The sequence below is a fragment of the Mesorhizobium sp. WSM4308 genome (assembly GCF_002294905.1).
GTDB lineage: Bacteria > Pseudomonadota > Alphaproteobacteria > Rhizobiales > Rhizobiaceae > Mesorhizobium.
In genome coordinates this window covers 364,354-383,539 of sequence record NZ_NSFW01000001.1, presented here as the reverse complement: position 1 = coordinate 383,539, position 19,186 = coordinate 364,354, and the positions used below count along the sequence as shown (strand labels likewise).

Sequence of the window (19,186 nt, the reverse complement as noted above, 5' to 3'; positions counted from 1 at the left end):
CGGACGGCGGCTGGAGCGGCCTACGCTGTCTCGTCCAGCCGGTCGCGCAGCATGCTCCAGCCGAGCAGCGCGTTGGGCGCGTGCCGCAGCAGCGCGTGGAAGGGGATCGGCGCCGGCGGCGCGAATGGCAGAGGCAAGTCGCGCGCTTCGGTCCCGGCGGCCCAGTCGGCCAGCGCCTTGCCCATCGCCGTCGTCATGGCGATACCGCGACCGTTGCAGGCGCGGCCGGCGATCAGCCCTGGCCCTAGGTCCAGGAGGTGCGGCAGGAAATCCGGTTCGACGGCAGCCATTCCCGACCAGCCACAAGCAAGCGGCGGCAGGTCCGGCAGGTCGAGATGCCTGGCCAGCCGCCGCCAGATTGTCCGCGGCACACGTGTGTCGGCGCCGGCGCTCAGAATATGCATGCCGCCGCTGATCAGCCGGTTGTCGGCATCGAAGCGGAAGGTGAAGAGATTGCGCCTGGTGTCGCCGACGCCTTGCCCGCCAGGAAGCAGACGCGTCCGCACCTTGCGCGGCAAAGGCTCGGTCGCGATCTGGAAAATCTTCAGCGGAAAATAGCTACGTTGCAGCAGCGGATTGAGCGACCCGCCATAGGCGTTGGTGGCGATCAGCACCTTGCCGGCACGCACCGAGCCCGATGGCGTTTTCAGCGACCAGCTATCGGCCATGCGATCGACCGAGGTGACCGGCGTGTGCTCGAAGATCTTGGCGCCAACCTTCTGCGCCGCATTGGCCAGTCCGTTCGCATAGGCGACCGGATTGAGCACGCCACCCGAACGGTCCATCCAGCCGCCGACATAGCCGCGCGCGCCCGTCAGGGCCTCGACGTCCTGACGATCCAATGTGACCGCAGGCCGGTCGCGCCGTGCCCATTGCCCGGCGCGCGATTTGACCTTCTCGAACGCTGCAGGCGAATGTGCCGGCTGGATCCATCCGTTCTGCACCGCGTCGCAGTCAAAACCGTGTCGTTTGATCAGGCTGAAGACCAGGTCCGAACTGCCGGCGGCAAAGTCGATCAGGCGTTCACCGCGCTCGGGGCCGAGATGCGCAAGGATGCTGTCCGGGTCCATCTTGGCGAAGTTCGGCACGACAAAACCGGCATTCCGGCCGGTCGCGCCCCAGGCGATGATTTCGGCTTCGAGGACGGCGACCGAGATGCCTTTTTCGGCGGCGTGCAGCGCGGCCGACAGGCCGGAAAATCCACCGCCGACTATGGCCAGATCGACATCCAGCCCGCCTTGCAGCGCCGGCAGTTCCCGGCGACTGGGGCTGACGGCGTGCCACAGTGAAACGTCATGCGCTTCCTGCCCGATCGCAGCGGTCATGAGCCGAAACTGCTCTTGATCGCCGCCGCTTTTGCTCGCTTCCCGAAGCGCGGGCGACGCGGCCTGTCGCCGAACAGCCCGTTCGGCCGGATCAGCAGGATGACGCAGAGCATGACGCCGATGGCGACGATCTGCAGTGAGGCCGCACGCGCCTGCTGCTCGGGCGCAAACAGCGCACTGGTCAATGTACCCGACCCCGCCCATATCCCCCAGACCAGAATGCTGCCAATGACAGCGCCGAGATTGCTGCCGGAACCGCCGACGATCAGCATCACCCAGACCTGGAAGGTCAGGATCGGCAAATAATTGTCCGGCGCGATGAAGCCGGTGAAATGCGCCTGCAAAGCGCCGGCAAGGGCCATGATCGCGCCGCCGACGGCAAAGGCCTGGACGCGGTAGAAGCGCGCGCTCTTGCCCAGCGAGATCGCCGCCCGCTCATCCTCACGCAAGGCCTTCAGCACGCGTCCCCAGGGGCTGCGCGACAGATGCTCCAGGGCGAGATAGGCGATGAGCGTGACCGCGCAGACGACGGCGAGGTTGGACAGGTTGAACAGCAGCGGCGTCTCGGCGAGGCTGCCGAACGGGCGCGGGATGAAGCCGATGCCGAACGGCCCGCCCGTCAGCTTCTGCGCATTGAGCGCGACCAGTTGCACGACGACGGCGACGCCGAAAGTGGTGATCGCCAGATAGTCGGACCTGAGCCGCAGTGTCGCCATGCCGGTCAGGGCAGCGGCAATGCCGCCGACGACCATGGCGCCAAGCCAGCCGACAAGGATCGGCAGGCCGAAGCCGCCCAACCGCGCGGCATCATCCGGTGTGGTCAGCAAAGCCGAGGTGTAGGCGCCGATGGCGACGAAACCGGCGAGGCCGACATTGAACAGGCCGGTCAACCCCCACTGCAGATTGAGCCCCAGCGTGACCAGCGAAAAGATCAGCGCGGTGGTCAGGAAGAAGGCGCCGTAACCGATGATATCGATCATCTTTCCCGAACTCCGAAAAGGCCGATCGGCCGCACGAACAAGACAGCCATCAGGATGATGAAGGACACGGCGGCGCGCCATTCGGCACCGATCAGCTGCACTGCGGCGGCCTCGGCGAGCCCGATGATCAGCCCGCCGAGCACCGCGCCCGGAATGCTGCCGATGCCGCCGAGGATTGCGGCGGCGAACATCGGCAGCAGCATGTCGAAGCCCATGAACGGACGGATCTGCACCAGAATGCCGATCATCACGCCGGCGACGCAGGCAAGCGCTCCGCCGATGACCCAGGTGACGCGCACGACGCTGGCGACGTCGATGCCGACGATGCGGGCCAGCGCCGCGTTCTGGCTCAGTGCCTGCATGGCGCGGCCGGTCTGCGTGCGCGTCATCAAAAGATGCACACCGAGCACCAGCACGGCGGTCAGCAGCAGAAGCGCGATCTGGTCGGGGGTTATGCGTATGCCGAAGCCGACCGGCATGGCGATCTGGATCGCCCGGCTGAAATAGGTCGGCCGCGAGGTGAAGGTGAATTCGAGCAGGCTCCTCAGCGCCATCGAGGCGCCGAAGCTCGCCATCACCACGATGATGGCCTGGCCCTGCGAGCGCAGCCGCGAAAACAGCACCTTGTCGAGCAGCAGCGCCAGCAAGGCGGTAAAGGCCATGCCGACGACCAGGGCAACCAGGAGCGGCCAGCCGAAGGACAGCGGCGCGATGGGTGCCATCTTGCCAAAGGTGGCGCCAATGGCGCTGACGACGGCGAGCGTCGCATAGGTGCCCCAGGCCATGAAGTCGCCATGGGCAAAATTGGAGAAGCGCAGGATCGAATAGGTCAGCGTCACGCCGATGGCGCCGAGCCCGATCATCGAGCCGGTCAGCAATCCGTCGACGACAAATTGCAGGCTCATGCCGCGCCTCCCTTGCCGGCACGAGCAGGGCGCTGGCCGAGATAGAGTTCGGCGACGACCGGGTCGTTCCACAGCTCGGAAGCGACGCCCTCGTGCCGGTCCTTGCCCTCGACCAGCACATAGGCGCGGTCGCCGATGGCCAGTGCTGCCTTGGCATTTTGTTCGACCAGCAGGATGGTGACGCCGGATTTGCGGATGCCGGCCAGCATCTCGAACACCATCGACACGAATTTCGGCGACAGGCCGGCCGACGGCTCGTCGAGAACCAGCACCTTGGGATGCACGATCAGGGCGCGGGCGACCGCAAGCATTTGACGCTGTCCGCCCGACAGATTGCCCGCGGCGGTGCGGCGCTGGCGCACGAGATCCGGGAAGGCGGCATACATCTCGTCGATACGCGCAGGGATTTCACGTCGCTCGAGGATGCCGCAGGCGACTTTCAGATTGTCCTCGACCGACATCAGCGGAAAGATATTCTCGGTCTGCGGCACGAAGGCCAGGCCAAGCCGCACCATGGTATGGGCGGGCGCGGCCGTGATGTCCTTGCCGTCCAAAAACACCGTGCCGGCGGTGATCGGGACGAGGCCGGCGATCGCCTTGATGAAGCTGGATTTGCCGGCGCCGTTGGGGCCGAGGACGACGACGATCTCGCCCTTTCCGACAGTGATCGAGGCGCCGCGCACGATCGGCAAGCCAGGCTCATAGCCGGCTTCGAGATCGTGGACATCGAGGACGGTCTCGCTCATGCCGTGCCTCCGAGATAGGCTTCGATGACACGCGGGTCGCGGGCGACCTGTTCCGCGGGGCCTTCGCTCAGCAACTGGCCGCTCGCCATGACCAGCACGCGGTGGCAGAGCCGCGTCACCATGTCGATGTTGTGTTCGATCAAAAGGAAGGTGATGCCGCGCGCATTGATGTCGCGGATGCGGTCGATGATGACTTCCAGCAGCGTCGCGTTGACGCCGGCTGCCGGCTCGTCGAGCAGGATGATCGCCGGGTCGGCCATCATGACACGAGCAAGTTCGAGCAGCTTGCGCTGGCCGCCGGACAGCACGCGCGCCGGCTCATGCGCCAGATGGGTGAGGGTCACCAGCTCCAACAGGTCGAGCGCCTTTGCCCTGGCCACCTTTTCCTGTGCCGCCACCCGCCATGGCGTGACGAAGTTTGCGAGTAATTTCTCGCCGGCCTGACCTTGTGCCGCCAGCATGATGTTTTCGATCAGCGTCAGATTGGGCAGCGGGCGGGGGATCTGGAAGGTGCGGCCAAGGCCACGGCCGATGCGCAGATGCGCGGCTTCGCCCGAGACGCTCGCGCCGTTGATAAGGATGTCGCCGCTGGAAGGCAGGATACTGCCGGCCAGCAGGTCGAACATGGTCGTCTTGCCGGCGCCGTTCGGCCCGATCAGGCCAAGGATTTCGCCTGCCTTGACCTCAAACGAGACGTCGTTGACGGCGACGAGGCCGCCGAACCGCCTGACGACATGCCTTGCCGTCAGAACCGGCGCACGGGTGTCCTTCCCCTGCCGTTCGCTTGCCTCGCTCATCAAACCCTCTGGCCGAAGACGATCATCGCCGTCTCCTGATTTTTGATTTGTGATCACACTTGCTTTGATCACGCTATTCGGCTTTAATTTCATCCGCAAGCCGAAAAACGGGGCAAAAGCCGGGATGCAGAAGGCTGCCATCGAGCGAACCAACGAAACAATCGCAGCCCAGCTTACGCCGGTCGGCCGCGAGACCGTGCAGGATCGCGTCTATTCCGAATTGCGCCGCGCTTTGATCGGCGGCCTGTTCGAGCCGAACCAAGTACTGACCATCCGCGGCCTTGCCGATGCGCTGGTCACCTCGACCATGCCGGTGCGCGAAGCGCTCGGCCGGCTGATCACGGAAAAGGCGCTGGAGGCGCTGCCCAACCGCTCGGTGCGCGTGCCGCCGATCACGCTGGAGCGTATCGACGACCTTTTGCGCGCCCGTTCACTTATCGAAGGCGAGGCGATCGCGCTTGCCGCCACGCGCATGAACCCGCGCCAGATCGCTTCGATTGAAGCCATGCTCGGCGAGTGGGACGAGATGCGGGCCCTGAAGCACAAGAAGGATATCGACCGCGAAGCGACGCTCAACCAGAGCTTCCATTTCGAGATCTACCGCTGCTGCGGCTCGGCCGTGCTGATCCCGATGATCGAAAGCCTGTGGCTGCAATCGGGCCCCTGCATCCGCGTCGCCATCTATGCCTTTTCCGACGCCGGTGAGGTCGACACCGCGCACTATCACCGCCGCATCGTCGCGGCGCTCGCCAAGCAGGATGCGCAAGCGGCGCGCGAGGCGCTGGTGGCCGATATCAGCCGGCCCTTTGCCTTCCTGCGCGACAAGCTTCAATCCGCCGCCGCGAGAGGCCAGACATGAACAAGCCGGCCATCAGGATCACCGAACCGCGCTCGCAGCTTTCCGTGACGGCGCTGCTGCGGCCCGAAAAGGCGCCGGAAAACGCCGCCTTTCTCCAGGCGTACCTCGCCACGCCACGTGTCGTCCCCGGCATCCATGCGATGTGGACGGGACCGGAAATCTCCTGCCCGATTCCATCAGATGATCTCGATGGCCAGCCCTATGCCAGGCCCTTGCCGGCGGAGAACGCGACGCTGACGCCGCAGCCCGGAGACATCGTGCTGTCCTACGTGCCGCCGCGCATGTGGGGCGGCAACCCCAATGCCATTTTCGACATCGGCCTCTACTACGGACAGGGCGCGCGGCTTCTGTTCCCGATCGGCTGGCTGGCCGGCAGCGTGGTGGCGCAGCTACGCGCCGAAGAGCGCGACCAATTCGCCGCCTCATGTGGCGTCATCCGCCGCAACGGCGCCTGCGACGTCACCTTCAGCCTGGTGGAGGCCTGACATGGCCGACGACAGTTTCGAGCTCTTCGACCTTCGCGTCGAGGCGGTCATCCCGCAGGGCAAGCCGATCTATTGCGGCGCCAAGGCGGGTGATTATTTTGAACTCAAGGGCGAAATGCTGTCGATGCCGGCAGGGCAGGGTTTCTCGATCTATTCGCTCGCCGCCGTGCTGCCGCTGCTGGCGGCAAAGCAGCGCCCGACCGATGCCAAAGACTGGATGACATCGGACGCCGAGATCGCCTGTCCCGATCCCAATTGCGCCAGCCGGCTACGAATCATCAGGACCGGCAAACGGCGGTTCAGCCATGCCGAGACGACGGCCGTGCCGCTGCCGAAGGAGAATGACAAGGGATGACCGCCAAGACTTTCGAACTCGGCCCCGGCTACACCATCTCGCGTGTCATTCGCGGCGGCTGGCAGCTTGCCGGCGGCCATGGCGCCATCGACCGACAACAGGCGGTGACCGACCTGATCGCCACCTTCGATGCTGGCATTTGGACCTATGATTGCGCCGATATCTACACCGGCGTCGAGGAACTGATCGGCGCCGCGCGCCTGCGGCTGGCCAGCGAGCGCGGCCTCGACGTTGCCGCAAGAATGAAGGTGCATACCAAGCTGGTGCCCGACCTGGAACGGCTGGCAACGATCAGCCGCGACTATATCAGGGGCATCGTCGAGCAGTCGCTGCGCAGGCTGAAGACCGAGCGGCTCGATCTCGTCCAGTTTCACTGGTGGGACTATGACCAGCCTCGCTATGTCGAGGCGATGGGCTGGCTCGACGAGCTTCGGCGCGAGGGCAAGGTGCGCAATCTCGGCACCACCAATTTCGACACGCCTCGGCTGGCCGAAATCCTCGCCGCCGGCATTCCGCTGGTCAGCCAGCAACTGCAATATTCGGTGCTCGATCAGCGGCCTGCGCACAATCTCGCAGCGCTTGCGAAGACAAACGGCGTCAGCTTCCTCTGCTATGGTTCGGTAGCCGGCGGCTTCCTCAGTGACAAATGGCTTGGGGTCGCCGAACCCAGCACGCCGCTCGAAAACCGCTCGCTGGTCAAATACAAGCTGATCATCGACGATTTCGGCGGCTGGGACCTGTTCCAGCAGCTGCTCCAGGCATTGAAGGCCGTCGGCGACCGGCACGGCGTCGACATCGCCACCATCGCCAGCGCCTGGGTGCTGGATCAGCCGCGAGTCGCCGCCGTCATCGTCGGCGCCCGCAATCAGGCGCATGCGCTCGCCAATGCTGGCATCATGGACGTCCCGCTCGACGCCGATGACCGGGCGAAGATCGCGGCTGTGATCGCGCAGGGCCAAGGTCCCCTTGGCGATGTCTACGCGCTGGAGCGCGACCGTCACGGCCGCCACGGCTCGATCATGCACTACAATTTGAACGCAGGCCGCACATGAGCGCCAGCAACTCGACGCTGTTTTCGCGGGCCAGCGCCGAGGTCGTCGGCCTGCATCGCTTCTTCGTTGAATGGTTCGTCGCCGCGCGTGCGAACACGGTGGATTTCTCGCGCTTCGAAGACGTCATGGGCGAAGGCCTGACCATGATCGCACCGAGCGGCGAGATCCTCGACCGTGACGCTGTGATTGATCATGTCCGCTCAAGCCGCGCCACGTGCGACGACGGGTTTGCCATTTCGATCGAGGATATCAGGCCCGGTTGGCAAACCGAGGACTCCATCGTCGTCCTTTACGTCGAGGCGCAGTTGCGCGGCGGCAAGCACAGCCGCCGCCAGTCGAGCGCTGTCTTCACCCCCAGTTCATCGGCGCCCAACGGCGTCGAATGGCGACACCTGCATGAAACCTGGCTGCAGGTGCCGGAAAGCTGAACAGGCTCCAGAGATCAATTAGTGTCGAGTAACGAAAGGGGAACAACAATGAGAAAGACGATACTCCAACTCACCACCGCGCTTGCTCTCGTCACGATGGCGGGCGCAGCGCAGGCCGCCGATTGCAAGATCACCGTCGGCCTCGTCATGGAACTGACCGGTCCGGCCGGCGAATACGGCCAGGCCGGCGCCAAGTCGGTCGAAATGGCTTTTCGCGACATCAACGAAGCCGGCGGCGTGCGCGGCTGCGATCTGGTGACCGATACGCGCGACAGCCAGAGCCAGGGCAACATCGCCGTCGACGCCGCGACCCAGCTGGTCCAGGTCAAGAAGGTGCCAGTCATCATCGGCGGCATCATCTCGTCGGTGTCGATCCCGATCCTGACCTCTGTCACAGCACCTGCCAAGATCGTCCAGGTCTCGCCGGCGTCCTCCTCGCCGACGCTGACCGCGCTTGGCCGCGACGGCAAGACCAACGGCATCTTCTTCCGCACCATCACGTCCGATGCGCTGCAAGGTGTGGCTGCCGCCAAATACGCCATAGACAAGGGCTTCAAGAAGCTTTCGATCATCCACGTCAACAACGATTTCGGCGTCAACATGGTGGCCGAATTCTCGCGCGCCTACAAAGCGCTCGGCGGCACCATCGTCTCCGACACGCCCTACAACGAGAAGCAGTCGAGCTATGCCTCGGAAGTCACGGCAGCGATGGCCGGCGAGCCGGACGGCCTCTATCTGGTCAGCACGCCGGTCGACGGCGCCACCGTTGCCCGCACCTGGATTTCGCAAGGCGGCGTGCAGAAATTCCTGCTCAATGACGGCATGAACAGCCCTGATTTCATTGAATCGGTTGGCGCCGATTATCTGAAGGACGCCTACGGCACGTCGTCGGGAACCAGCCCGACCGCATCGACCGAGTACTTCACCAAGAACTACAAGGCATTCTCCGGCATCGAACCCTCCAACCCGGCGGCCGATCGTTCCTATGATGCCGGGGCCATTGTCGGGCTGGCTATCGCCATTGCCGGCTCGGAGGATCCGGCCAAGATCAAGGATGCCATGTACAAGGCGGTCGATCCGGCCGGCACGCCGATCTTCGCCGGCAAGGAGGAGTTCGCCAAGGCGCTCGGCCTGATCAAGGACGGCAAGCCGATCCGCTACGAAGGCGTCATCGGTCCGGTCGCCTTCGACAAATTCGGCGACATCACCGGCCCGTTCCGGCTGTGGAAGATCATCGACGGCAAGGTGACCACCGACGGCGAAATGACCACCGACGACGTCAACGCGCTGCAGGCCAAGCTTCAGTAAGCAGACATAGTGCTGCCGGCATCGATCGCGTCTTACGGTGATTGATGCCGGCGTCGCTCAGGGCAGGCGATATCGCTTGCACGGCAGGCGATCCCGAATAGGATCGGCCGGCTGCAGTTGAAGGATGGCAAGCGTGTCGGACGGAAATACTCATCGGCCCATCCGGTCGCGGGACGCAGACGACGCGCTTCGCCACGCCGGCGCCTGAGTCCGATGTCACCTGAAACGCAACGGCTTCTCTCCGCCCTTGGCGATCGGCTGGGCGCGGGCGGCGTGCTTGCCGGCGCCGATGTCGACCAGCGCTATCGCGACGATCCCGACGGCAAGCTTGGCGTGCTGCCCGAAGTCGTGCTGCGTCCGCGCGATACCGTCGGTGTCGCGGCAGCGCTCGCTGGCTGCAACGCTCTCGGCCAGCCGGTCGTCGTCCAGGGCGGGCGCACCGGGCTGGCTGGCGGCACCCGCGTCCAGCCCGGCGAGATCGTGCTGTCGCTGGAACGCATGAGTGGCCTCGCCGCGCCGGACGCTCAAGCCGCCAGCATCGTCGCCGAAGCGGGCGCGACGCTGCAGGCGGTGCAGGAGGCGGCCGACGGCGCCGGGCTGATGTTCGGCGTCGATATCGGCGCGCGCGGCTCGGCGACGGTCGGCGGCAACATCGCCACCAATGCCGGCGGCATCCGCGTGCTGCGTTATGGCATGTACCGGGCGCAGGTGCTCGGGCTGGAGGCCGTGCTGGCCGATGGCAGCGTGCTGTCCTCGCTCAAGGGCCTGCCCAAGGACAATTCCGGCTATGACCTCGGCCAGTTCTTCATCGGCGCGGAAGGGACGCTCGGTGTCGTCACCCGCGCCGCGCTCCGGCTGCACCCCAAGCCGGCCTCCGAGGTGAACGCCTTCTGCGCGCTCGCTTCGCTCGATGCGGCGATCGCCTTGCTCGGGCTGCTGCGGCAAAGGCTCGGCCCGTTATTGTCTGCCTATGAGGTGAATTTCGCACCGCTCTATGACGTCATGGCTGCCAGCATGGCCATGCCGGCGCCGTTGCCTGTGGGCTCCCCGGTCTATGTGTTGGCCGAAATCCAGGGCAGCGAGCCCGAGCGCGACGGCGAGCGCTTCGCCGAGGTCCTGATGCAGGCGGTCGAGGACGGCGTGGTCGACGATGTCGTCGTCTCGCAGTCGCCGCGCGAATTCCGGGCGCTCTGGGACGTGCGGGAGGACGCCAATCGCGTGCTGTTTTCGATCAAAGGCCTGATCGGCGTCGACATCAGCATGCCGCTGGCGCGCATGGGCGCGTTCCTGCAAGAAGCCGACGCGGCCATCCATGCCGTCGATCCCAGCGCCGACATCTATGTCTTCGGTCATCTCGGCGACGGCAATCTGCATTACCAGGTGCTGACGGCGGATCCGGCGGCCGCCTACGGCATCGTCTATCGCGGTGTGGCGGCGGCGGGAGGTGGCGTTTCGGCCGAACATGGCATCGGCCTCGACAAGAAACAGTGGCTGCATCTGGTGCGCAGCGACGCCGAAATCGCCACGATGCGGCGGCTGAAGACGGCGCTCGACCCGAAGAACATCCTCAATCGGGGGCGTGTCTTCGACCTCGATCCAACTGCCGTTCCCCGATGACAAGCATCGCCCTGTAAGCCAGCGCTCAGCTCCGTTCCGTCGCCATCTGCCTGGGGATCAGGAAACGGGCGGCGAGCACGCAGAGCAGCACGGTGAACATCAGGATCAGCGCCACCAGTGCATTGATGTCGGGTGAGAAGCCAAGCCGCATCATCGCCCACAGCCTGACCGGCAACGTGCTCTGCGTGCCGGTGACCAGGATGGTGATCATGGTTTCGTCGAACGACAGCGCGAAGGCCAGGATGGCGCCGCCGACCATGGCGCTCGACAGGTTCGGCAGGATGATGCGCCAGAAGGTCTGCCAGCCGGTGGCGCCGAGATCGTAGGACGCTTCGACCAGCGTGCGGCTCATCGACTGCAGCCGCATCAGCACGGTGCGATAGACGATCGCCAGCACGAAGACCGTATGGCCGATGACGACCGTCAGCAGCGAACGTTCGAGGCCGATCTCGCGGAAGAAGATCAGCAGCGCCAGGCCGCTGATGATCGGCGGCATCAGGAACGGCAGGAAGATGATGAACTGCAGGATCGCGCGCCCCGAGCGACGGCCGTGATAATAGAGTGCCAGCAACGTTCCGCTGACCACCGCGAGCACGACGGTGCACAGGCCGACGATCAGCGTGGTGCGCAAGGCAGCCAGGATGTCGTGATTCCCGGCCAGAGCCCGGTAGGTCGAGAGGGTGGGTGACGACCAGTCGACATCGCCGTGCGAGATGGCGAAGAACGACGACACGATCGGCACCAATAGCGGGCTGTAGAGCAGCATCGCGACCAGCGTTGTGATCGCGGCCAAGAAGATGGTGGAGGGGCGGGGCAGGGCGTTCATACCGACGTCCCCCGTCTGCGCCCGAACCGTTCGCCGATGAGGATTGCGCAGATCACCACGATCGCCAGCGCTACCGACAGTGCGGCGCCGAACGGCCAGTTATAGGCCGTGCCGAACTGGCTGTAGAGGATGCGGCCGAAAGTGAAGCCGCTGATCCCGCCGACCATCTGCGGCGTCAGGAAATCGCCGATCGCCAGCACGAAGACGAAGCTCGCCGCCGAGGCGACGCCGGGCAGGCTGAGCGGCAGGGTGATGCGCAGGAACGTCTGCAAGCTGCTCGCGCCAAGATCGTCGGAAGCACGCAGCAAGGTCTGCGGTATCCGCTCCAGCGACAGGAAGATAGGCAAGATTGCGAAGGGGATCAAAAGCAGGCTCAGCGTCAACAGGATGGCGTTCATGTTGAACACGAAAAGCGTCGACGGCTGCTGCAGGATGCCGATTGCCACCAGCGCCTTGTTGAGGAAGCCGTTGAGGCCGAGGATGCTGCGGATCGCGTAGATCTTGATGACGTAGCTCATCAGCAGCGGCACCAGAAGCAGCATCAGCAGGGCATAGCGCCACCGCCCACTCAGCGTCGTCAGGAAATAGGCAGCGGGATAGGCGAGCAGGATGCAGATGACGGCCACCGACACGCACAGCACGATGGTGTTCCAGAACACCGGCAGGAAGATCGGGTCGGTAAAGAACCTGACATAGTTGCCGAGCGTCGGCGCGTAGACGATCGTGCCCTGGTCGACGCTGAAGAAACTGTAGACCAGGAAGATCGCCAGCGGCACCAGGACGAAGATCACCGGCAGAGCGAAAGCCAGCACGGTCACCAGCAGCGACAAACGCCTTTCCTCGGGCTGTGTCGTGACGGCCGCGCTCATGCCAGCACCAGATGGCCTTCATGCGGCGCAAACGAAAGCGAAACCGTCTCGCCGGATCTCAGCGCGCTGCCGTCGATCCGGCTTGGGGTTCGCAGCCGCAGCCGCTGCGCGGCAGTGTCCGCGCCCGCTGTGATCGTGGCGACGGTGGACGATCCGGCAAAGGCCAGATCGGCGATGGTGCCGGAAAAGCGGTTGTCGGCGTCCGTGGCGTCGGCGAGATGCAAGGCCTCGGGTCGGAACGCCGCGAAGGCGCTCGCGCCGTCTGGTGCGGCCTTCAGATGCGGCTGGTCGCTGATCGAACAGATCAGCCACCCAAGTGCGGTCTCGATCGGCCGCTGCTCGCCCTGGACGGGGCCGAGCTTTCCGGCCACCAGATTGTTCTCGCCGAAGAAGCGCGCCACGAACTCGCAATTCGGCTTGTAGTAAAGCTCGTGCGGCGTGCCGAGCTGGCGGATATGGCCGGCCTGCATGACGCAGATCCGGTCGGCCATGCCGATCGCTTCTTCCTGGTCATGCGTGACGAAAAGGAAGGTGGTCTTGATCTCGCGCTGGATGGATTTCAGGAACTCCTGCATCTGCCGGCGCAGTTCGAGGTCGAGCGCGGCGAGCGGCTCGTCAAGCAGGATCAGGCGCGGCTGGCAGATCAGCGCTCGGGCGAGCGCGACGCGCTGGCGCTGGCCGCCGGAAAGCTGTGCCGGAAAGCGGTCGGCGAAACGTCCGAGTTGCACGAGATCGAGGGCTTCCGCGACACGGCGTGCAATCTCCTTGCGCTGGAGATGGCGCACCGAGAGACCATAGCCCACATTGCCAGAAACGGTCATATGCGGAAACAGCGCATAGTCCTGGAACACGGTGTTGAACGGTCGCTTGTTGATCGGCATGCGGCTGATGTCCTGGCCGTCGAGGCGGATCTCGCCCGCGGTCAGCGGCTCCAGCCCGCCGATCAGCCGCAGGACCGTGGTCTTGCCCGAGCCCGACGGTCCAAGAACGGTCAGGAACTCGCCATCCCGGATAGACAGGTCGATGTCGTGCAGCACGGGAACCGTGCCGTAGGATTTCGAGACGGACCGCAGCGTCAGCAGGTCGGTGTTCTGGTTCATGGTACAGTCTCGCATACGCTGCGGCGGTCCGGAACGTCCGGACCGCCGGGTCATTCTGGATCGGGCCGCGGAAAGGATCAGGGCGTCGCCTTGATCTCGTTCCACATGTCCGACCGCTTCAGAGGGTCCTCGACATTGTTCAGCCAGACCAGCTTGTCGTTGCTGCCGGCGCTGCTTGACTCGACCACGGTGTTGCCGAAACCGGTGCGCTCGGAAAGCTCGCCGCTGACCTTCTTCGTCAGCATGAAGTCGATCCACTTCTCGGCCGCCGCATTGTCGCGCACACCCTTGGAGATCACCCAATTGTCGAGCCAGGCCAGAGCGCCTTCACTCGGATTGACGTAGGCGACATGGGCGCCGATCTTCTGCAGCGCCTTGACCTGCTGCTGGCCGTAATTGGCCCAGATCAGGGCAACGTCATTGTTCTGGTAGATCTGCTGCGCCTCGTCGGCGGTGGTGTAGAAACTCAGCACATTGCGCTTGAGCTCGACCAGCTTGGCCTTGACCGCCGCCATCTGCTCCGCGTCGAGGTTGAACGGATCCTTGTAACCGAACGTCAGCGCGGTGAACGAGAAATTGTGCTCGCCATTGTCGTAGGCCAGGACCTTGCCCTTGTAGGCCGGATCCCACAGCACCGACATCGAGGTCGGTGCCGGCTTGACCTTGTCGGTGTCGTAGATCAGCCCGATGGAATCGAAGCAGAACGGGATGCCGAACACCTTGCCGTCCTTGGTGTCGCCGCTGACCTGGGACAGATCGCGAAAGCGCGGCAGCACCTCCTTCTGGTTGGGCAGCTTGGTGATGTCGATCGGAGACACCAGCTCCGCCTTGATGTAGCGCTGCAGCTGGGCGGTGTTGACGGCAAAGACGTCGAAATCCTGGCCTTCGCTGCCCTTGATCTTGGCCCAGATCTCGTCATCGCTGCCGATGAAGACGACGTCGACGCCGATGCCGGTTGCCGCGGTGAAATCCTTCACCCAGTCCGGGTCGGCATAGCCGTCCCAGGCCAACACCCGAAGGTTCGCGGCCAAGGCCGCCGATGTCATCAGGCCGATGCCGAGCCCGATTGTCGCTAGTTTTAGAAACGCTTTCTTCAGTCCCATTTTTAATCTCCCATTGTCGTTCTGGTGGACCGTAATTTCCGGGCCTCTGCCGTCACAGCTGGGTGACGGTGACCAGTCCCTCGTCCGGCACCGACACCATCCGGTTGCGCAGTGGCTTGCCGAATGCCTGTGCCTGGATTTCATACTCGTCGCCGGAAGCCGTCTTAATGCCGGAGGCGTAGCTCATCACCGCCGCGCCGAAGAAATAGGCGTGCAGGTCGCCGGCCCTTCGGTGCATCGGGTAGCGGAAATGGAAGTGCTCGAGATTGGCGATCGAGTGCGACATGTGCGCCTCGCCCGACAGGAACTCCTGTTCCCAGATGACAGTGCCGTCGCGCAGGATGCGGGAATGGCCCCGGACTTCTTCGGGCAGGTCGCCGATCAGCAGCTCGGGCCCGATCGAACAGGAGCGAAGCTTCGAATGCGCGAGGTACAGGTAGTTCTCGCCCTCCGTCACGTGGTCGGAATATTCGTTTCCGAGCGCATAGCCGATGCGATAGGGATGGCCGTCCGGCCCATTGAGATAAAGCCCGACGATCTCGGCTTCCTCCGCGCCGGCTTTCGCGAATGCCGGCATCGGCAGCGGCGCGCCGGGCGGCACAACGCAGGTGCCGACGCCCTTGAAGAACCACTCGGGCTGGATGCCGATCTTGCCGGCGCCAGGCTTGCCGCCCTCCAGCCCCATGCGGAAGATTTTCAAGGAATCGGATTCCTCGGCACCGTCGCCATGGGTCAGAACATGCATCTGGTTGCGCGCGGCGGCACTACCGGTATGAGTCAGGCCGGTTCCGGTTACCAGGAAGCGCGCCGGTTCCGGATGATCGACGGGAGCCAGCACGCGGCCATCGCGCAACAGCTCGTCGTAGTCGATCGTTGCAGCGCTCGTGCGCTTCTCGACCAGCGACGCGACGGACATGTCCTCGGCGATCGCCGCTTCGGCAAGCTCCAGCACGCTGCCGGTCTTGTCGAGCGGGTGCAGGTGATTGCCGTCTTCGGAGACGCGGCCGACCCGCCTGCTGCCATCCGGCATTCTGTACTGAACAAGACGCATGAAATACCCTTCTTCCCTTGGAGCCGTGTCGGTCACACCCAGCCCGCATCGACGATGAACTGCTGGCTCGTGCACATGCGGCTGTCGTCGGCGGCGAGGAACAGCGCCATGCGCGCGATGTCGGCGGGCTGCAGCCGGTCGGGCAGGCACTGCCTTTCGGCGATCTGGCGTTCACCGGCCGGATTGAGCCACAGGCGCATCTGGCGCTCGGTCATCACCCAGCCCGGCACCATGCAGTTGACGCGGATGCGCTCGGGGCCGAGTTCGCGGGCCAGCGCCCGCGTCATGCCGTAGACGGCGGCTTTCGCGGTGACATAGGCCGGACAATCGGGATCGCCGACCATCCAGGTGATGGAGCCGAAATTGATGATCGAGCCACCCCCCTGCGCGCTCATCTGCGGTCGCACCGCCTGCGCGGCGAAGAACTGGTGGCGCAGGTTGACCGCCATGCGGTCGTCCCAATAGGCCACCGTCACGTCCTTGGTCTGATGGCGGTCATCGTTGCCGGCATTGTTGCACAGCGCCTGGATCGGGCCATTGTGCCGCATCGCCTGCGCGGTTGCCGCCTGCAACTGCTCGACATCGCGCAGATCGCACGGAATAAACAGCGGCGCTGGGTGTCCTTCGGCCGCGACCGCCTCGACCAGATGCCTGGAAGGCTCCTCCGCCAGATCGACGAAGGCGACGCGGCTGCCTTGCGCGCAGAAATGGCGCACCAGGCTTTCGCCGATGCCGCTGCCGCCGCCGGTTATGAAGACGCTGCGGCCCTTGAGGCTTGGGTAGATGGCGTAGCCGATTTCATCCGTCATGGCGCGCCTCTCTAATGGGAATGCCGGGGGATGCCGGCATCGCGCCGGCCGACGAGAAAGTCGAAGTCGCAGCCCTTGTCGGCCTGCAGCACGCGCTCGACATAGAGGCTCTGATAGCCGCCTTCAGGCGGCTCCGGCGGCTTCCAGTCGCGGCGGCGGATCGCTAGCTCCTCGTCCGATACCAGCAGTTCAAGCCGGCGGCCGGCGACATCGAGCTCGATGAGATCGCCGTCGCGCACCAAGGCCAGCGCGCCACCGGCCGCGGCCTCCGGCGCGACATGCAGCACCACCGTGCCGTAGGCCGTGCCGCTCATGCGTGCATCCGAGATGCGCACCATGTCGGAGACGCCCTGCCTGAGCAGCTTCGCCGGCAGCGGCATGTTGGCGACCTCGGCCATGCCGGGATAGCCGCGCGGCCCGCAATTCTTCAGCACCATCACCGAGGAGGCGTCGATATCCAGCTCCGGATCGTCGATGCGGGCGTAGTAATGCTCGATGTTCTCGAACACGACCGCCTTGCCGCGATGCTGCATCAGTTCCGGCGTTGCCGCCGACGGCTTGATGACCGCGCCATTGGGCGCCAGATTGCCGCGCAGGATCGAGATGCCGCCTTGCTCGGTCAACGGTTCGCTCAGCGGCCGGATAACCTCGCGGTTGTAGTTGGGCGCGCCGTCGATCAACGCGCCGATCGTCTTGTCGCTGACGGTCATGACGTCGCGATGAAGAAGCCCCACTTCATCAAGCGACGCCATGACCGCAGCCAGCCCCCCGGCATAGTAGAAATCTTCCATAAGGAACCGGCCCGACGGCATCAGGTCGACAATGGTTGGAACGTCGCGGCCAAGGCGGTCCCAGTCTTCGAGGCTGAGATCGACACCGATCCGGTTGGCGATGGCGATCAGATGCAGCACCGCATTGGTCGAGCCGCCGATCGCGCCATTGACGCGAATGGCGTTCTCGAACGCTTGCTTCGTGAGAATGTCCGAAATCTTCACGTCCCTGCGGACCAGATCGACGATCTGGCGTCCGGCCATCTGCGCGAGCACGCCACGGCGCGAATCCACGGCCGGGATCGCGGCGTTGTCCGGCATGCCGATGCCGAGTGCTTCCACCATGCTGGCCATGGTCGAGGCCGTGCCCATGGTCATGCAACTGCCGGCCGACCGGCTCTGGCCCTGTTCTGCGGCGAGGAAGTCGGCGACCGGCATGCGGCCGGCCTTCACTTCCTCGGCGAATTTCCAGACATGGGTACCCGAGCCGATATCCTGCCCACGGAACTTGCCGTTGAGCATCGGCCCGCCGGAAACGGTGATGGTCGGCAGATTGCACGAGGCGGCCCCCATCAAGAGCGCCGGGGTGGTCTTGTCGCAGCCCACCAGCAGGATGACGCCGTCGATGGGGTTACCGCGAATGGATTCCTCGACATCCATGCTGACCAGATTGCGAAACAGCATGGCTGTGGGACGCATGTTGCTTTCGCCCAGCGACATGACAGGGAACTCGAGCGGCAGACCGCCGGCCTCGTAGACGCCGCGTTTGACGTGATCGGCCAGCGCCCGCAGATGCGCATTGCACGGCGTCAGCTCCGACCATGTGTTGCAGATGCCGATCACCGGGCGGCCGTCGAAGGCGTCGGCCGGGATGCCCTGATTCTTCATCCAGCTGCGGTGCATGAAGGCGTTCTTGCCTTCACCGCCGAACCAGGCTTCGGACCGCAGTTTGCGTTTGGTGTCGGTCACGATTGCTGGCCCCGATCCTGGCGGCGTCTGTTGCGGTTCTCGACGCTGCGGCGCACGTCGTCCTCGGCATTGTCGATGAGAACCAGCAGTGCCTTCTGCGCGCCGGCGGCGTCGCCGGCGGCGATCTTCTCGGCCACCTCGCGATGCAGCGGCAAGGAATGGCGTTGGCCTTCCGGATTGTCATTGGAGAGGCGAAAGCTCATCACCAGCGCGGTTTCGACCAGTGCCGCCAGCGAGCCGATCAGCTCATTGCCGGTCATGCGCAGGATGGTCTGGTGGAACACCAGATCGGGCTTGGCGAAGCGGTCGCCATCGTCGCTCGCCGCTTCCATTTCGGCGAGTGCCGCCTGGATCTCGGCGATCTGTGCCGGCGTGGCGCGCTGGGCGGCAAGTGCTGCCGACATCGGTTCGATGGCGCGGCGCAGTTCGAACAGCGCCCGCACATCGTCGGCGCTGACACCGCCGGTGTAGCGCCATGACAGCACGTCCGGATCAAGGAAATTCCAGTCGGAGCGTGGGCGCACTCGCGTGCCGGTCTTCGGCCGCGATTCGACCAGCCCCTTGCCCGCCAGAACCTTGATCGCCTCGCGCAGCACCGTGCGGCTGACCCCCAGCATCTCGCTGGAATCGTCGGCATTGGGCAGCGCCTCGCCGGGCAGGAAGTCGCCCTGCACGATGCGCAGGCCGATCTGCTCGACGACGGTCGCGTGCAATGCGGTGGAGCCGCTGGAAACCGCCATGGCAACCCGCGACGTCCGTGCCGTGCTAAAAGATTTCTTATTCTTCATACTATTCATATGATATGTCTTATCGCCATGGCGATTGGAGTCAA

20 protein-coding genes are annotated in these 19,186 nt (G+C 64.7%); 7 read left to right on the top strand and 13 right to left on the bottom strand.

The window, feature by feature from the left end; translation table 11 throughout:
* Positions 1 to 20: 20 nt before the first annotated feature.
* From CK227_RS01825 to CK227_RS01805, 5 genes are read right to left on the bottom strand one after another with little or no spacing between them, the layout of a single operon-like run.
* Entirely contained in the window at positions 21 to 1,325 is a 1,305-nt protein-coding gene (locus CK227_RS01825) for an FAD-dependent oxidoreductase (RefSeq protein ID WP_095771251.1), read from the bottom strand.
* Complete coding sequence (locus CK227_RS01820) at positions 1,322 to 2,305, bottom strand: branched-chain amino acid ABC transporter permease (protein WP_179296358.1); 984 nt, start codon at positions 2,303 to 2,305, stop codon at positions 1,322 to 1,324. Before CK227_RS01820 ends, CK227_RS01825 begins: the two co-directional genes overlap by 4 nt.
* Positions 2,302 to 3,210, bottom strand: coding sequence for a branched-chain amino acid ABC transporter permease (locus CK227_RS01815; RefSeq protein ID WP_095771250.1), 909 nt, complete (start codon positions 3,208 to 3,210; stop codon positions 2,302 to 2,304). The genes CK227_RS01820 and CK227_RS01815 overlap by 4 nt, the downstream gene beginning before the upstream one ends.
* Positions 3,207 to 3,956: an ABC transporter ATP-binding protein gene (locus CK227_RS01810; protein ID WP_095771249.1), complete on the bottom strand. Its 750-nt coding sequence runs from the start codon at positions 3,954 to 3,956 to the stop codon at positions 3,207 to 3,209. Before CK227_RS01810 ends, CK227_RS01815 begins: the two co-directional genes overlap by 4 nt.
* Positions 3,953 to 4,753 carry an ABC transporter ATP-binding protein gene (locus CK227_RS01805; protein WP_095771248.1) on the bottom strand — a complete coding sequence of 267 codons (801 nt, stop codon included), beginning with the start codon at positions 4,751 to 4,753 and terminating at the stop codon, positions 3,953 to 3,955. Before CK227_RS01805 ends, CK227_RS01810 begins: the two co-directional genes overlap by 4 nt.
* A 124-nt stretch (positions 4,754 to 4,877) precedes the next feature.
* Between CK227_RS01805 and CK227_RS01800 the strand changes: the two genes are divergently transcribed.
* From CK227_RS01800 to CK227_RS01770, 7 genes are all read left to right on the top strand, one after another.
* Positions 4,878 to 5,612 (top strand): GntR family transcriptional regulator, encoded by a 735-nt coding sequence (locus CK227_RS01800; protein WP_095771452.1) that lies wholly within the window; start codon positions 4,878 to 4,880, stop codon positions 5,610 to 5,612.
* Entirely contained in the window at positions 5,609 to 6,097 is a 489-nt protein-coding gene (locus CK227_RS01795) for a DUF3830 family protein (RefSeq protein ID WP_095771247.1), read from the top strand. Before CK227_RS01800 ends, CK227_RS01795 begins: the two co-directional genes overlap by 4 nt.
* 1 nt (position 6,098) lies before the next feature.
* Positions 6,099 to 6,452 (top strand): TIGR04076 family protein, encoded by a 354-nt coding sequence (locus tag CK227_RS01790; protein WP_095771246.1) that lies wholly within the window; start codon positions 6,099 to 6,101, stop codon positions 6,450 to 6,452.
* The gene (locus CK227_RS01785) at positions 6,449 to 7,504 is read left to right on the top strand and encodes an aldo/keto reductase (RefSeq protein WP_095771245.1); all 1,056 of its coding nucleotides are present in this window, start codon (positions 6,449 to 6,451) and stop codon (positions 7,502 to 7,504) included. Before CK227_RS01790 ends, CK227_RS01785 begins: the two co-directional genes overlap by 4 nt.
* On the top strand, positions 7,501 to 7,932 hold the full coding sequence (locus CK227_RS01780; protein ID WP_095771244.1) for a DUF4440 domain-containing protein: 432 nt from the start codon (positions 7,501 to 7,503) through the stop codon (positions 7,930 to 7,932). Before CK227_RS01785 ends, CK227_RS01780 begins: the two co-directional genes overlap by 4 nt.
* 48 nt (positions 7,933 to 7,980) lie before the next feature.
* Positions 7,981 to 9,240 (top strand): ABC transporter substrate-binding protein, encoded by a 1,260-nt coding sequence (locus CK227_RS01775; protein ID WP_095771243.1) that lies wholly within the window; start codon positions 7,981 to 7,983, stop codon positions 9,238 to 9,240.
* A 213-nt stretch (positions 9,241 to 9,453) separates the two neighbouring features.
* Positions 9,454 to 10,857, top strand: coding sequence for an FAD-binding oxidoreductase (locus CK227_RS01770; RefSeq protein WP_095771242.1), 1,404 nt, complete (start codon positions 9,454 to 9,456; stop codon positions 10,855 to 10,857).
* 25 nt (positions 10,858 to 10,882) lie between these two features.
* Here the strand turns inward: CK227_RS01770 and CK227_RS01765 are convergent, their stop codons facing one another.
* From CK227_RS01765 to CK227_RS01730, 8 genes are all read right to left on the bottom strand, one after another.
* Positions 10,883 to 11,683 (bottom strand): ABC transporter permease, encoded by an 801-nt coding sequence (locus tag CK227_RS01765; protein ID WP_095771241.1) that lies wholly within the window; start codon positions 11,681 to 11,683, stop codon positions 10,883 to 10,885.
* Positions 11,680 to 12,552, bottom strand: coding sequence for an ABC transporter permease (locus CK227_RS01760; RefSeq protein ID WP_095771240.1), 873 nt, complete (start codon positions 12,550 to 12,552; stop codon positions 11,680 to 11,682). Before CK227_RS01760 ends, CK227_RS01765 begins: the two co-directional genes overlap by 4 nt.
* A complete protein-coding gene (locus CK227_RS01755; protein WP_095771239.1) occupies positions 12,549 to 13,652 on the bottom strand; it encodes an ABC transporter ATP-binding protein in 1,104 nt (367 codons plus the stop codon). The genes CK227_RS01760 and CK227_RS01755 overlap by 4 nt, the downstream gene beginning before the upstream one ends.
* Before the next feature lie 77 nt (positions 13,653 to 13,729).
* Positions 13,730 to 14,755 carry an ABC transporter substrate-binding protein gene (locus CK227_RS01750; protein ID WP_095771238.1) on the bottom strand — a complete coding sequence of 342 codons (1,026 nt, stop codon included), beginning with the start codon at positions 14,753 to 14,755 and terminating at the stop codon, positions 13,730 to 13,732.
* A gap of 52 nt (positions 14,756 to 14,807) precedes the next feature.
* On the bottom strand, positions 14,808 to 15,806 hold the full coding sequence (gene araD1, locus CK227_RS01745) for an AraD1 family protein (RefSeq protein ID WP_095771237.1): 999 nt from the start codon (positions 15,804 to 15,806) through the stop codon (positions 14,808 to 14,810).
* 32 nt (positions 15,807 to 15,838) lie between these two features.
* The gene (locus CK227_RS01740) at positions 15,839 to 16,615 is read right to left on the bottom strand and encodes an SDR family oxidoreductase (RefSeq protein ID WP_095771236.1); all 777 of its coding nucleotides are present in this window, start codon (positions 16,613 to 16,615) and stop codon (positions 15,839 to 15,841) included.
* Between the two features lie 11 nt (positions 16,616 to 16,626).
* Complete coding sequence (locus CK227_RS01735; RefSeq protein ID WP_095786758.1) at positions 16,627 to 18,354, bottom strand: IlvD/Edd family dehydratase; 1,728 nt, start codon at positions 18,352 to 18,354, stop codon at positions 16,627 to 16,629.
* A complete protein-coding gene (locus CK227_RS01730; protein ID WP_095771235.1) occupies positions 18,351 to 19,094 on the bottom strand; it encodes a FadR/GntR family transcriptional regulator in 744 nt (247 codons plus the stop codon). Before CK227_RS01730 ends, CK227_RS01735 begins: the two co-directional genes overlap by 4 nt.
* Positions 19,095 to 19,186 lie beyond the last annotated feature (92 nt).

Bases quoted from the DNA above. Each gene is read 5' to 3' on its own strand.
- CK227_RS01825 (WP_095771251.1), bottom strand. From the start codon at position 1,325: ATGACCGCTGCGATCGGGCAGGAAGCGCATGACGTTTCACTGTGGCAC.
- CK227_RS01820 (WP_179296358.1), bottom strand. From the start codon at position 2,305: ATGATCGATATCATCGGTTACGGCGCCTTCTTCCTGACCACCGCGCTG.
- CK227_RS01815 (WP_095771250.1), bottom strand. From the start codon at position 3,210: ATGAGCCTGCAATTTGTCGTCGACGGATTGCTGACCGGCTCGATGATC.
- CK227_RS01810 (WP_095771249.1), bottom strand. From the start codon at position 3,956: ATGAGCGAGACCGTCCTCGATGTCCACGATCTCGAAGCCGGCTATGAG.
- CK227_RS01805 (WP_095771248.1), bottom strand. From the start codon at position 4,753: ATGAGCGAGGCAAGCGAACGGCAGGGGAAGGACACCCGTGCGCCGGTT.
- CK227_RS01800 (WP_095771452.1), top strand. From the start codon at position 4,878: ATGCAGAAGGCTGCCATCGAGCGAACCAACGAAACAATCGCAGCCCAG.
- CK227_RS01795 (WP_095771247.1), top strand. From the start codon at position 5,609: ATGAACAAGCCGGCCATCAGGATCACCGAACCGCGCTCGCAGCTTTCC.
- CK227_RS01790 (WP_095771246.1), top strand. From the start codon at position 6,099: ATGGCCGACGACAGTTTCGAGCTCTTCGACCTTCGCGTCGAGGCGGTC.
- CK227_RS01785 (WP_095771245.1), top strand. From the start codon at position 6,449: ATGACCGCCAAGACTTTCGAACTCGGCCCCGGCTACACCATCTCGCGT.
- CK227_RS01780 (WP_095771244.1), top strand. From the start codon at position 7,501: ATGAGCGCCAGCAACTCGACGCTGTTTTCGCGGGCCAGCGCCGAGGTC.
- CK227_RS01775 (WP_095771243.1), top strand. From the start codon at position 7,981: ATGAGAAAGACGATACTCCAACTCACCACCGCGCTTGCTCTCGTCACG.
- CK227_RS01770 (WP_095771242.1), top strand. From the start codon at position 9,454: ATGTCACCTGAAACGCAACGGCTTCTCTCCGCCCTTGGCGATCGGCTG.
- CK227_RS01765 (WP_095771241.1), bottom strand. From the start codon at position 11,683: ATGAACGCCCTGCCCCGCCCCTCCACCATCTTCTTGGCCGCGATCACA.
- CK227_RS01760 (WP_095771240.1), bottom strand. From the start codon at position 12,552: ATGAGCGCGGCCGTCACGACACAGCCCGAGGAAAGGCGTTTGTCGCTG.
- CK227_RS01755 (WP_095771239.1), bottom strand. From the start codon at position 13,652: ATGAACCAGAACACCGACCTGCTGACGCTGCGGTCCGTCTCGAAATCC.
- CK227_RS01750 (WP_095771238.1), bottom strand. From the start codon at position 14,755: ATGGGACTGAAGAAAGCGTTTCTAAAACTAGCGACAATCGGGCTCGGC.
- araD1 (WP_095771237.1), bottom strand. From the start codon at position 15,806: ATGCGTCTTGTTCAGTACAGAATGCCGGATGGCAGCAGGCGGGTCGGC.
- CK227_RS01740 (WP_095771236.1), bottom strand. From the start codon at position 16,615: ATGACGGATGAAATCGGCTACGCCATCTACCCAAGCCTCAAGGGCCGC.
- CK227_RS01730 (WP_095771235.1), bottom strand. From the start codon at position 19,094: ATGGCGGTTTCCAGCGGCTCCACCGCATTGCACGCGACCGTCGTCGAG.